Origin of the sequence: Pseudomonas sp. NPDC007930 (genome assembly GCF_042958985.1) — a bacterium.
GTDB lineage: Bacteria > Pseudomonadota > Gammaproteobacteria > Pseudomonadales > Pseudomonadaceae > Aquipseudomonas.
The window spans coordinates 19,610-32,545 of sequence record NZ_JBIBKC010000014.1 but is presented as its reverse complement, the minus strand read 5'-3'; the positions used below and the strand labels follow the sequence as shown (position 1 = coordinate 32,545).

Annotated in this window: 7 protein-coding genes; 6 read left to right on the top strand and 1 reads right to left on the bottom strand. The window is 67.5% G+C overall.

Annotated elements, in window-relative coordinates; all coding sequences use genetic code 11:
• Positions 1 to 40: 40 nt before the first annotated feature.
• Complete coding sequence (locus ACFZCE_RS22065) at positions 41 to 910, top strand: alpha/beta fold hydrolase (protein ID WP_390942656.1); 870 nt, start codon at positions 41 to 43, stop codon at positions 908 to 910.
• On the opposite strand, the gene ACFZCE_RS22060 is transcribed toward ACFZCE_RS22065, so the two are convergent.
• A complete protein-coding gene (locus ACFZCE_RS22060; RefSeq protein ID WP_390942655.1) occupies positions 904 to 2,427 on the bottom strand; it encodes an FAD-dependent oxidoreductase in 1,524 nt (507 codons plus the stop codon). The genes ACFZCE_RS22065 and ACFZCE_RS22060 overlap by 7 nt on opposite strands.
• Before the next feature lie 152 nt (positions 2,428 to 2,579).
• On the opposite strand from ACFZCE_RS22060, the gene tpx reads away from it, so the two are divergent.
• The 5 genes from tpx to ACFZCE_RS22035 all read left to right on the top strand — a co-directional run bounded on the left by tpx (position 2,580) and on the right by ACFZCE_RS22035 (position 12,749).
• On the top strand, positions 2,580 to 3,080 hold the full coding sequence (tpx, locus tag ACFZCE_RS22055) for a thiol peroxidase (RefSeq protein WP_390942654.1): 501 nt from the start codon (positions 2,580 to 2,582) through the stop codon (positions 3,078 to 3,080).
• 490 nt (positions 3,081 to 3,570) lie between these two features.
• On the top strand, positions 3,571 to 4,869 hold the full coding sequence (locus ACFZCE_RS22050) for an MdtA/MuxA family multidrug efflux RND transporter periplasmic adaptor subunit (protein ID WP_390942653.1): 1,299 nt from the start codon (positions 3,571 to 3,573) through the stop codon (positions 4,867 to 4,869).
• Positions 4,866 to 8,063, top strand: coding sequence for an efflux RND transporter permease subunit (locus tag ACFZCE_RS22045; RefSeq protein WP_390942652.1), 3,198 nt, complete (start codon positions 4,866 to 4,868; stop codon positions 8,061 to 8,063). The genes ACFZCE_RS22050 and ACFZCE_RS22045 overlap by 4 nt, the downstream gene beginning before the upstream one ends.
• A 157-nt stretch (positions 8,064 to 8,220) precedes the next feature.
• On the top strand, positions 8,221 to 11,328 hold the full coding sequence (locus tag ACFZCE_RS22040) for an efflux RND transporter permease subunit (protein WP_390942651.1): 3,108 nt from the start codon (positions 8,221 to 8,223) through the stop codon (positions 11,326 to 11,328).
• The gene (locus ACFZCE_RS22035; RefSeq protein ID WP_390942650.1) at positions 11,325 to 12,749 is read left to right on the top strand and encodes an efflux transporter outer membrane subunit; all 1,425 of its coding nucleotides are present in this window, start codon (positions 11,325 to 11,327) and stop codon (positions 12,747 to 12,749) included. The genes ACFZCE_RS22040 and ACFZCE_RS22035 overlap by 4 nt, the downstream gene beginning before the upstream one ends.
• The last annotated feature ends 187 nt before the right edge of the window (positions 12,750 to 12,936 follow it).

Sequence of the window (12,936 nt, the reverse complement as noted above, 5' to 3'; positions counted from 1 at the left end):
GCCGCTATGCTGCGCGCTTTCAATCAGCTGTGGGGCAGCCATGCGGGCGGTGCTGGGTATCTTGATGGTGTGGCTGGGGCTGTTGGCCGGCCCGGTGGCGGCCGATGAGCCGCCGTTTCAGTCGTCGCGGCTGAGCGTGCAGGTGGTCGGCAACGGCCCGGACGTGATCCTCATCCCCGGGCTGGCCAGCGCCCGGGAGGTGTGGAGCGGTGTGGCCGAAGCCCTGCAGGGCCGCTACCGGCTGCACCTGGTGCAGTTGGCCGGTTTTGCCGGCGAGCCCTGGGCCAACGGCAACGGGCCGTTCCTGCAGCCGGTGGTCGAGGAACTAGCGCATTATATAAAGGCGCAGCACCTCGACCACCCGGCAATCATCGGCCACTCCATGGGCGGGCTGTGCGCGCTGATGCTCGCCCAGGCCTACCCGGATGACGCCGGGCGGGTGATGACGGTCGACACCTTGCCGTTCTACAGCGCGCTGTTTGGCGCGCACACTGTGGAAGACGCGCGCCCGGCCGCCGAGCGCGCGGCGCAAGAGATGCTCAGCCTCGATGCCGCCACCTTCCAGCAGCGCCAGTTGATGGTCGCCCAGCGCCTGGCCCTGGCGCCGGCGACCCAGGCGCGGATCGTGCAGTGGGCGCTGGCCTCGGACCGCCAGGCCCTGGCCGCGGCGCTGAAAGAAACCATGCTCACCGACCTGCGCCCGGGGCTGAGCGCGATGCACCTGCCGGTGACCGCGCTGTATGCCGACGCTGGGCGCCCGGCCGATGAGGTGGATGCGCTGTGGGCCAGCCAGTACCAGGGGTTGGTGGGGCTGAAGCGGGTACGCGTGGCCAACAGCTACCACTTCATCATGGCCGACCAGCCCAAAGCGTTTCTCGACGCGGCCGAGGCGTTTCTGGCGGCTCAGTGAGCCAGCCGGCGTAGCGCTTCGCTCAGCCCCAGCGGTTGCTTGAGGCGTTCGGCCAGCCAGGCGCAGGCGGCCTCGCGGTTGCAACCGACCACCGCCTTGACCTGCCCGCCGCGGCACAGCAGTTGTAGAAAGGCCATGCCGGCCAGGTCGCCGAGGGTGTGTTCCTCTTCCCAGGCCTGGGCATGGCCGAGGTAGTCGACCCGTTGGCCGAAATGGTAGGTCCAGAAGTACGGCACCCCGTCGTAGGGCTGGCGGGCGCCGAGCATGTTCGCCGCGGCCAGCCGGCCGTGCTGCTCGGCCATCCGCCAATGCTCCACCCGGGTCGGCTCGCCGGCCAGCGGGAAGCTGGCGATGTCGCCCGCCGCCCACAGCCCCTCGGCCGCGCGCAGTTGCGCATCCACCCGCACCGCCTGGTGCGGGTCCAGGTACTCGGCGCCGAGCAGCTCGGTGGCCGGGGTCACCCCCGCGGCCACCAGCACCGCTTCGGCCGGCAGTTGCTCGCCGTTATCCAGGGCCACGCCGTGCACCTCCCGCTCACCCTCGAAGCGCAGCACCCTGGCGCGGTGGAAGCTCACCCCGTGGGCCTGGTGCAGCTCCAGCAGGCGCCGGCCCACGGCATCGCCAAACTGCGCGGCGAAGGGCACCTGGCGGCGGCTGATCACGCTCACCACCATGCCGCGCTCACGCAAGGCACTGGCGGCCTCAAGGCCGATGAAGCCACTGCCGACCACCACGATGCGGGTACCTGGGCGGGTGTGCTCGAACAACTGCCGGGCGTCTTCCCGCGAGCGCAGGGCGTACACGTTGGCCAGGCCCTCACCGGGCACGCCGAGGCGCTTCGGCACCCCGCCAGTGGCCAGCAGCACGGCGCTGTAGGGCAGGGTGGTGCCGTCGGCCAGCTCCAGGCGCCGGGCCGGGTGGTCGAGGCGCGCCACCGCGGTGTGCAGGCGCTCGATACGCTGTTGGTCATAGAAGGCCGGGTCGCGCAGCGGCGGGGTGTCGGCGGCGGCCATCTGCCCGGCGAGCACGAATTTGCTCAGGGCGGTGCGGTCGTAGGCCGGTTCGGCCTGGGCGTCGAGCATCAGGATGCGCCCGGCGAAGCCGTTTTCCCGCAGCGCCAGTGCCGCGGCGGTGCCCGCGGCGCCGGCACCGATAATGGCGAAGGTGCGGCGGTCGGCCTTGGCCCGTGGCCGCGGCGCGCTGGGCAACGGTTGGTCATCGACCCACACCCGCTCGCCGTCCAGGCGCACCCGGTAGCGCTTGAGCGCGTCCAGCGCGGGCAACTCGCACAGCTGGCCGCTGTGCAGGTCGAACACCGCCTTGTGCCACGGGCAGATCAGCTTGCCAGCGCACACCGCGCCACCGGCCAGTGGCGCGCCGGCGTGGGGGCAGTCGGCCTGGAAGGCGTCGACCTGGCGGCCCTGGCGCACCAGCAACCAATGGTGCTCGCCCGCCTGGGCGGGGCAGCCCTGGCCCTCGGGCAGGTCATGGAGGCGGGCAACGGCGTGCAGCGGCATGGGGTGGGCCTCTGGGCGGTGAAGTGTGAGGTTTCGAAAACGCCGGCCCGCGCGGGGTTCAGGCTAACTGCCCAGCGGTGCCGGCGCTTGGTGGCGGCCGCGGTTTCGTGGTTAACTCAGCGCTTTCACCCCACCGAATAAGGACGATTTCCATGGCTCAAGTCACCCAAGGCGGCAACCCGATCGAAGTCAAGGGCGCGTTCCCGCAGCCAGGCGCCAAGGCGCCGGCGTTCTCCCTGGCAGGCGGCGACCTGGCCGACAAAACCCTGGCCGACTACGCCGGCAAGCGCAAAGTGCTGAACATCTTCCCGAGCATCGACACCCCCACCTGCGCCACCTCGGTGCGCAAGTTCAATGCCCAGGCCAATGATGTGGCCAACACCGTGGTGCTGTGCATCTCGGCCGACCTGCCGTTCGCCCAGAAGCGCTTCTGCGGCGCCGAAGGCCTGGAAAACGTCGAAAACCTTTCGACCTTCCGTGGCCGTGACTTCCACGAAGCCTATGGCGTGGCCATCGCCAGCGGCCCGATCGCCGGCTTGACCGCCCGCGCGGTGGTGGTGCTCGACGAAAACGACACCGTGCTGCACGCCGAACTGGTGCCGGAAATCAAGCAAGAGCCGGACTACGCCGCGGCGCTGGCTGTGCTGAAGTGAATATGTAATTGCTTACAAAAAAACCGCCGCTGGTGACAGGGGCGGTTTTTTTGTGTCTGGCTTGGGGGCCCATCGCCCGGCTGTGCCGTAACGCTGTTCACTTAAGTAGCTTCATGGCCTCGTGGAGGGCATGAACATGTCAGCTCTGCTGATTGTGTGCATGAGCTTCAGGGCCTATCGCCCGGCACAGCCGGCCTCCCACGGGTTCTGTGTTGCCCAGTAAATCAATGGCTTATACGAATCTGGTGGGAGGCCGGCTGTGCCGGGCGATGGGCCCTAAAGCGCTTGTACAGTTACAGTCATCATCCCGTTTCATTGCTGCTGTACAACAACGCCCCTTGTGGCCAAACCCCGCGCGCCAGGGCGTTCGGCGGGCCAAAACCCACGGTGTTAGGTAAAAGACCCGTAAAGGCACTTTGCTAATTCGCCGGTTGTGCTTATCGTTCAGCCTCCTGAAAGGAAGCTGTTACATAGAAGGGCTGTTCCCCCCATGCAATCGTCTGGTTCCCGCTCTACCCGCCGTTGGCTGCTCGCCATTCTGGTCATCGCCATTCTCGCCGCTGCCGCTTGGTGGTATTGGAGCCAGCAACGCGCCAGCGCGCCTGCCGCCAGCACTGGCCAGGCCGCCACCCATGCCCGGCGGGCCGGTGGCAACCCGATGCGCCCCGGTTTCGGCGGCAGCGATGCGGCCACCCCGGTGCGGGTGGCCAGCGTGACGGTGGGCGACTTCCCGCTGTACTACAAGGCCCTCGGCACGGTGACCGCGCTGAACACGGTGAACGTGCGCACCCGGGTCGCCGGCGAGCTGGTCAAGGTGGCCTTCCGCGAAGGCCAGGCGGTCAAGGCCGGCGACCTGCTGGCGCAGATCGACCCGCGCAGCTACCGCATCGCCCTGCAGCAGGCCGAAGGCACCCTGGCGACCAACCAGGCATTGCTCAAGAACGCCCAGATCGACCTCAAGCGTTACCAGGAGCTGTTCGCCCAAGACAGCATTGCCCGGCAAACCCTCGACACCCAACAGTCGCTGGTGGCCCAGTACGAAGGCACCATCAAGACCAACCAGGCAGCGGTCAACGACGCCCGGCTGAACCTCGACTTCACCGACATCCGCTCGCCGATCGCCGGCCGCGTGGGCCTGCGCCAGCTCGACGGCGGCAACCTGCTGGCCGCCAACGACAGCACCGCGGTGGCGGTGGTCACCCAGATGCAGCCGATCAGCGTGACCTTCACCTTGCCTGAAACCCAGCTCGACCCGGTGCTCGAGCGCTACCGCAATGGCGCCCGGCTGGCGGTCGAAGCCTGGGACCGTGGCGACGTCAAGCTGCAGGCCAGCGGCACCCTGCAAAGCCCGGACAACCAGATCGACACCACCACCGGCACCCTGAAGTTCAAGGCCGCCTTCGAGAACAAGAGCGAAAGCCTGTTCCCCAATCAGTTCGTCAACGTGCGCCTGCTGGTCGACACCCTGCGCCAGGTGGTGCTGGTGCCGACCGCGGCGGTGCAGTACGGCAGCGATGGCTCGTTCGTGTATGTGCTCGACGGCGCCGACAAGGTCAAGGTGCGCCAGCTCAAGCTGGGCGCCAGCGACGGCAGCTCGACGGTGGTCGAACAAGGCCTGGCCCAGGGCGACCGGGTAGTGCTCGAAGGCACCGACCGGCTGCGTGACGGCAGCCGCGTAGAGGTGGTCAGCGACCCGCAGCAGGTGGTGCCGAGTACCCCCGGTGAGCACCTGCAGGGCCAGGACACGCCGTCGGCGACCGGCAAGCGCGCGGGCAAGCCGGGGGCATGAACATTTCTCGCTTGTTCATCCTGCGCCCGGTCGCCACCACCCTGACGATGCTGGCGATCGTGCTGGCCGGGTTGATCGGCTACAAGCTGATGCCGGTGTCGGCGCTGCCGCAGGTCGACTACCCGACCATCCGGGTGATGACCCTGTACCCCGGCGCCAGCCCGCAGGTGATGACCAGCGCGGTGACCGCGCCGCTGGAACGCCAGTTCGGGCAGATGCCCGGGCTTGATCAGATGGCCTCGACCAGCTCCGGCGGTGCCTCGGTGATCACCCTGCGCTTCAGCCTGGCGTTGTCGATGGACGTGGCCGAGCAGGAAGTGCAAGCGGCGATCAACGCCGCCAACAACCTGCTGCCCAGCGACTTGCCGGCGCCGCCGGTATACAACAAGGTCAACCCCGCCGACACCCCGGTGCTCACCGTGGCGGTGAGCTCGAAAACCCTGCCGCTGCCCAAGCTCAACGACCTGGTCGAAACGCGCATGGCGCAGAAGCTTTCGCAGATCGGCGGGGTGGGCATGGTGACCCTGGCCGGCGGCCAGCGCCAGGCGGTGCGGATCAAGGTCAACCCGCAGGCGCTGGCGGCCAACGGCCTGAACCTGGCCGACGTGCGCACGCTGATCGGCAACTCCAACGTCAACCAGCCCAAGGGCAACTTCGACGGCCCCACCCGGGTGTCGATGCTCGACGCCAACGACCAACTGCGCTCGCCCGCCGAGTACGGCAACCTGATCCTCGCCTACCAGAACGGCGCGCCGCTGCGCCTGAAGGACGTGGCGCAAATCACCGACGGCGCCGAGAACGAACGCCTGGCCGCCTGGGCTAACCGCCAGCAGGCGGTGCTGATCAACATCCAGCGCCAGCCCGGCGCCAACGTGATCGAGGTGGTCGACCGGATCAAGCAAGCGCTGCCCGGGCTGACCGAGAACATGCCGGCCGGGCTCGACGTCAGCGTGCTCGCCGACCGCACCCAGACCATCCGCGCCTCGGTGCACGACGTGCAGGTCGAGTTGCTGTTCGCCATCGCCCTGGTGGTGCTGGTCACCTTCGTGTTCCTGCGCCGCGCCAGCGCCACGCTCATCCCCTCGATCGCCGTGCCGCTGTCGCTGGTGGGCACCTTCGCGGTGATGTACCTGGCCGGGTTCTCGATCAACAACCTCACGCTGATGGCCATGACCATCGCCACCGGCTTCGTGGTCGACGACGCCATCGTGATGCTGGAGAACATCGCCCGCCACATCGAGGAGGGCGAAACCCCGCTGCAGGCCGCGCTCAAGGGCGCCCAGCAGATCGGCTTCACGTTGGTGTCGCTGACCTTCTCGCTGATCGCCGTGCTGATCCCGCTGCTGTTCATGGCCGACGTGGTCGGGCGCTTGTTCCGCGAGTTCGCCATCACCTTGGCGGTGGCCATTCTGATTTCGCTGGTGGTGTCGCTGACCCTCACGCCGATGATGTGCGCGCGCTTGCTCAAGCGTGAGCCGCCGCCCGAGCAGCAAGGGCGCTTCTACCGCGCCAGTGGCGCCTGGGTCGACTGGCTGGTGGCCCGCTATGACCGCGGCCTGGGCTGGGTGCTTGGCCATCAGGGCCTGACCCTGATCGTTGCAGTGCTCACCCTCGGCCTGACCGTGGTGCTGTACCTGGCGGTGCCCAAGGGGTTCTTCCCGGTGCAGGACACCGGGTTCATCCAGGGGATTTCCGAAGGGCCGCAGGCCATCTCGTTCAAGGCCATGAGCCAACGCCAGCAGCAGTTGGCGGATATCATCCTGCAAGACCCGGCGGTTGAGAGCTTGTCGTCGTACATTGGCGTAGACGGCGACAACGCCACCCTCAACAGCGGCCGCTTGCAGATCAACCTCAAGCCGCTGAGCCAGCGCGATGCCAGCGCCAGCGAGGTGATCGCCCGCCTGCAACCGCAGGTCGACGGCTTGGTGGGCATGCGCCTGTTCATGCAGCCGGTGCAAGACCTGACCATCGAAGACCGGGTCAGCCGCACCCAGTACCAGTTCAGTTTGTCGTCGCCGGATGCCGACCTGTTGAGCGAATGGAGCGGCAAGCTGGTCGATGCCCTGCGCCAGCGCCCGGAACTGCGCGACGTGGCCAGCGACCTGCAAGACAAAGGCCTGCAGGTGTACCTCGACATCGACCGCGACAGCGCCAAGCGCCTGGGGGTCAACGTTGCCGACATCACCAACGCGCTGTACGACGCCTTCGGCCAGCGGCAGATCTCGACCATCTACACCCAGGCCAGCCAGTACCGGGTGGTGTTGCAGTCCGCCGACGGCGGCAGCATCGGCCCCGAGGCCCTCGAGCAGTTGTATGTGAAGGCCTCGGCGACCAACAGCAGCGCCGGCACCAACACCACTGGCAGCGGTAACACCAACAACACCGCCAACGCCGCCAGCAGCACGGGCACCACCGTGACCAGCAGCGAGGGTGGGGGCCAGGTGCGCCTGAGCAGCCTGGCGCGCATCGAACAGCGCCAGGCGCAGCTGGCGATCGCCCACATCGGCCAGTTCCCGGCGGTGATGATGTCGTTCAACCTCGCCCCCGGCGTGGCCCTGGGCGAGGCGGTGAAGGTGATCGAGCAAACCCAGCAAGCGATCGGCATGCCGCTGGGGGTGCAAACCGCCTTCCAGGGCGCCGCCGAGGCGTTCCAGGCGTCGCTGTCGAGCACCCTGTTGCTGATCCTGGCGGCGGTGGTGACCATGTACATCGTGCTCGGCGTGCTCTACGAGAGCTACGTGCACCCGGTGACCATCCTCTCCACGCTGCCCTCGGCGGCGGTGGGGGCGTTGCTGGCGCTGCTGTTGTCGGGCAACGACCTGGGGATGATCGGCATCATCGGCATCATCCTGCTGATCGGTATCGTCAAGAAAAACGCCATCATGATGATCGACTTCGCTCTCGATGCCGAACGCAGCCGCGGCCTGGCCCCGGCGGAGGCGATCCGCGAGGCGGCCTTGCTGCGCTTCCGGCCGATCCTGATGACCACCCTGGCGGCGCTGTTCGGCGCGCTGCCACTGATGTTCGCCAGCGGCTCCGGCGCCGAACTGCGCCAGCCACTGGGCCTGGTGATGGTCGGTGGGCTGGCGGTCAGCCAGGTGCTGACGCTGTTCACCACGCCGGTGATTTACCTGGCGTTTGATCGGTTATCACGCCGGTACCGGCGGGTGGGCGCGCAAGGGGCCGAAGGATGATTGGGGGGGCCAGCCGCAAGTTTTCAGCTGCAAGCTGCAAGCAAACAGTGGTGGCGCCTGTGGCGTTGGCTTTACCGGTTTTTGCGGGTGGCTTGCGATCAGCAACTGAGGCCTGGCCTGCTTGTGGCTTGCGGCTGAACGCTTGGAGCTCCCCCCGGTGAACCTCTCCGCCCCGTTCATCCGCCGCCCGGTCGCCACCCTGCTGCTGAGCCTGGCGGTGATGCTGCTCGGCGGCGTCAGCTTCGGCCTGTTGCCGGTGGCGCCGTTGCCGCAGATGGACTTCCCGGTGATCGTGGTCAGCGCCAACCTGGCCGGGGCCAGCCCGGAGGTGATGGCCTCGACCGTGGCCACGCCGCTGGAGCGCTCGTTCGGCAGCATCGCCGGGGTCACCAGCATGAACAGCCGCTCCAGCCAGGGCTCGACGCGGGTGATCTTGCAGTTCGAGCAAGGCCGCGACATCAACGGCGCCGCCCGCGACGTGCAGGCGGCGATCAACGCCTCGCGGGCGCTGCTGCCCAGCGGCATGAAAAGCCTGCCCACCTACAAGAAGATCAACCCGTCCCAGGCACCGATCATGGTGCTGGCGCTGACCAGCCAGGTGTTGCAAAAAGGCCAGCTGTACGACCTCGCCTCGACCATCCTTTCGCAAAGCCTGTCGCAGGTGAACGGCGTCGGCGAGGTGCAGATCGGTGGCAGCTCGCTGCCAGCGGTGCGCATCGAGCTGGAGCCGCGCCTGCTCGACCAGTACGGCATCGCCCTCGACGACGTGCGCACGGCGATCACCAATGCCAACGTGCGCCGGCCCAAGGGCTTTGTCGAAGATGCCGAGCGCAGTTGGCAGGTGCAGGCCAGCGACCAGTTGGAAAAGGCCGTGGACTACCGGCCGTTGATCATCCGCGCCCGCGACGGCGCCATCTTGCGCCTGAGCGACGTGGCCAAGGTCAGCGACGCGGTGGAAGACCGCTACAACAGCGGCTTTTTCAACAAGCAGGATGCCGTGCTGCTGGTGATCAACCGCCAGGCCGGGGCCAACATCATCGAAACCACCCGGGCGATTCGCGAGCAGTTGCCGGTGCTCGAGTCGTTGATGCCGGCCAGCGCCACCCTGACCGTGGCGATGGACCGCACCACGGTGATCAAGGCCACCCTGCACGAAGCCGAGATGACCCTGCTGATCGCCGTGGTGCTGGTGGTGCTGGTGGTGTACCTGTTCCTGGCCAGCGCGCGGGCCTCGTTGATTCCCACGCTGGCAGTGCCGGTGTCGCTGATCGGCACCTTCGCGCTGATGTACCTGTACGGCTTCTCGCTGAACAACCTGTCGCTGATGGCGTTGATCCTCGCCACCGGCCTGGTGGTCGACGACGCCATCGTGGTGCTGGAGAACATCGCCCGGCACATCGACGATGGCGTGCCGCCGGTCGAGGCCGCCTACCGCGGTGCCCGCGAGGTGGGCTTCACGCTGCTGTCGATGAACGCCTCGCTGGTGGCGGTGTTCTTGTCGATCCTGTTCATGGGCGGGATCGTCTCCAACCTGTTCCGCGAGTTTTCCATCACCCTGGCGGCGGCCATCGTGGTCTCGCTGGGGGTGTCATTGACCCTCACGCCGATGCTCTGCGCGCGCTGGCTCAAACCCCACGACCCCACCCAGCGCAGCCGCCTGCAGCACTACAGCGACCGCGCCAACGGCTGGATGATCGGCGTGTACGACCGCTCGCTGGGCTGGGTGCTGCGCCACCCACGGCTCACGCTGCTGAGCTTGTTCATCACCATCGGGGTGAACATCGCGCTGTACGTGGTGGTGCCGAAAACCTTCATGCCGCAGCAGGACACCGGCCAACTGATGGGGTTTATCCGGGGTGACGACGGGCTGTCGTTCACGGTGATGCAACCGAAGATGCACCAGTACCGCGACGCCATCCTCGCCGACCCGGCGGTGGCCAGCGTGGCCGCCACCCTGGGCGGCAACAACGGCACCAACAACGCCACCGTGCTGGTGCGCCTGAAACCGCTGAAAGAGCGCGGTGTGTCGGCCCAGGAGGTGATCCAGCGGATCAACAAGAACGCGCCGAAGATCCCTGGCGGGCGGTTGTTCCTGTTCGCCGACCAAGACCTGCAATTTGGCGGCGCCCGCGACAACAACGCCTCGCAGTATTCCTACACCGTGCAAAGCGATGACCTCGCCACCCTGCGCGCCTGGTACCCGAAGGTGGTGGCCGGGTTCCACGGGGTGAAGGAAATCACCTCGATCGACGCCCGCGAAGGCCGCGGCGCCGCCCAGGTCACGCTGGAGGTCGACCGCGACACCGCCAAGCGCCTGGGCATCGACATGAGCACGGTGATGAGCGTGCTCAACAACGCCTACAGCCAGCGCCAGGTGTCGACCATCTACGAGGCGCTGAACCAGTACCAGGTGGTGATGGAGATCAACCCCCAGTACGCCTGGGACCCAGTCACCCTCGAGCAGATCCACGTGATCACCAGCAGCGGCGCGCGGGTGCCGCTGTCGACCATCGCCCATTACCGCAACAGCCTGGCCGACGACAGCGTCAGCCACGACGGCCAGTTCGCCTCGGAGAACATCGCCTTCGACCTCGCCCCCGGCGCCACCATCGACCAGGCAACCCTGGCGATCGAGCGCGAACTGGCGGCGTTGGGCCTGCCCGACGGGCTGATCGTCAAGAGTGGCGGCAACGCCAACGCCTTCCTCGAGGCGCAAAAGGGCCAGCCGTGGATGATCCTCGGCGCGCTGGTGCTGGTGTACCTGGTGCTGGGCATCCTCTACGAAAGCTACATCCACCCGCTGACCATTCTCTCTACGCTGCCCTCGGCGGGGGTGGGTGCCTTGTTGGCGATCTACCTCACCGGCGGCGAGTTCAGCTTGATCTCACTGCTGGGCTTGTTCCTGTTGATCGGCGTGGTGAAGAAAAACGCCATCATGATGATCGACCTGGCCCTGCAGCTTGAACGCGAGCAGCGCCTGCCGCCGTTCGAATCGATCCGCCAGGCCTGCCTGCTGCGCCTGCGGCCGATCCTGATGACCACCCTGGCGGCGATCCTCGGCGCGCTGCCGCTGTTGCTCAGCCGCGGCGATGGCGCCGAGATGCGCACGCCGCTGGGGGTGGCGATCATCGGCGGGCTGCTGCTCAGCCAACTGTTGACGCTGTACACCACACCGGTGGTTTACCTTTCCCTGGACCGCGTACGCCACCGCTTCAACCGCTGGCGCGGCGTACGCACCGATGCCGCTCTGGACACCCCGCTATGAACCGCCCACACCTGTTTTGCCTTGCTCCCCTGGCCGCCGCGTTGTGGCTCAGCGCCTGTGCGGTGGGGCCGGATTACCAGCGCCCGAGCATGGCCACCCCGGCGCAGTTCAAGCAAGCCGAAGGCTGGACCGCCGCGCAACCGGCCGACGCCCAGGCCAAGGGCGCCTGGTGGGCGGTGTACGGCGACGCCCAGCTCAATGGCCTGGTCGATGAACTGAACCGCTCCAACCAGACCGTCGCCCAGTACGAAGCCCAGTACCGCCAAGCCCAGGCGCTGGTGCGCAGCAGCCGCGGCGCGCTGTTCCCCAGCCTCGACCTCTCGGCCAGCAAGAACCGCGCGGCCCAGGGCACCGGCAGCAGTGGCTCGAGCCTGAGCTCGGCGAGCAGTGGCATCCGCGATACCTATAACGCGCAACTGGGGGTGAGCTGGGAGCTCGACCTTTGGGGCCGCCTGCGCCGCACCCTGGAGGCCAACCAGGGCAGCGCCCAGGCGAGCCTGGCCGACTGGGCCAACATGCGCTTGTCGTTGCAGTCGCAACTGGTGCAAAACTATTTGCAACTGCGCGTGCTCGACCAGCAAAAGCGCCTGCTGCAGGCCACCGTAGACGCCTACCAGCGCTCGCTGACGCTGACCCAGAACCAGTACCGCGCGGGGATCTCCGGCCCCGACGCGGTGGCCCAGGCGCAAACCCAGCTGAAAACCACCCAGGCCGACCTGATCGACCTGGCCTGGCAGCGCGCCCAGTTCGAGAACGCCATCGCCGTGCTGATGGGCAAGGCCCCGGCGGACTTCAGCCTGGCCGAGGCCCAGAGCATCCCGGCGCTGCCCAGGGTGCCGGTGGGCCTGCCGTCGCAGTTGCTGGAACGGCGCCCCGACATCGCCGCCGCCGAGCGTTCGGTGATGGCCGCCAACGCCGGCATCGGCGTGGCCAAGGCGGCGTACTACCCCGACCTCTCGCTGAGCATGGCCGGGGGCTACAGCTCGAGCAGCTTCTCCAACTGGATCAGCCTGCCGAACCGCTATTGGTCGGTGGGCCCGAGCCTGGCCATGACCCTGTTCGACGCCGGCCAACGCAGCGCTGAAGTGGAGCGTAACATCGCCATCTACGACCAGACCGTGGCCCAGTACCGGCAAACCGTGCTTGATGGCCTGCGCGAGGTGGAGGACTACCTCGCCCAACTGAAAACCTACCAGGACGAAGCCGTGGTGCGCGACCAAGCGCTGGCCGCGGCGCGCGAGTCCCTGCGCCTGACCAACAACCAGTACCGCGCGGGGCTGATCGGCTACCTCGACGTGGTCACCACCCAGGCCACCGCCTTGAGCAACGAGCGCAGCGTGCTCAACCTGCTGCAGAGCCGGCTGGTCGCCAGTGTGAACCTGATGGTGGCGCTGGGCGGGGGGTGGGAAGGGTTGAACTGACAGCAGCGATAGGCCCGCAACCGATGTCGCATCCAGAACAGCCCCCACCGCCCCCTCTGCTACGCTTGGCCTTTGACGAAGCACCCCTGGGGAGGCCACGCCCATGCGCATCTTCAAAGCCTTGCTGCTGCCGTTACTGTTGATCATCACCCTGATCGGGCTTGACCGGGTACACGCGGCCACCCCG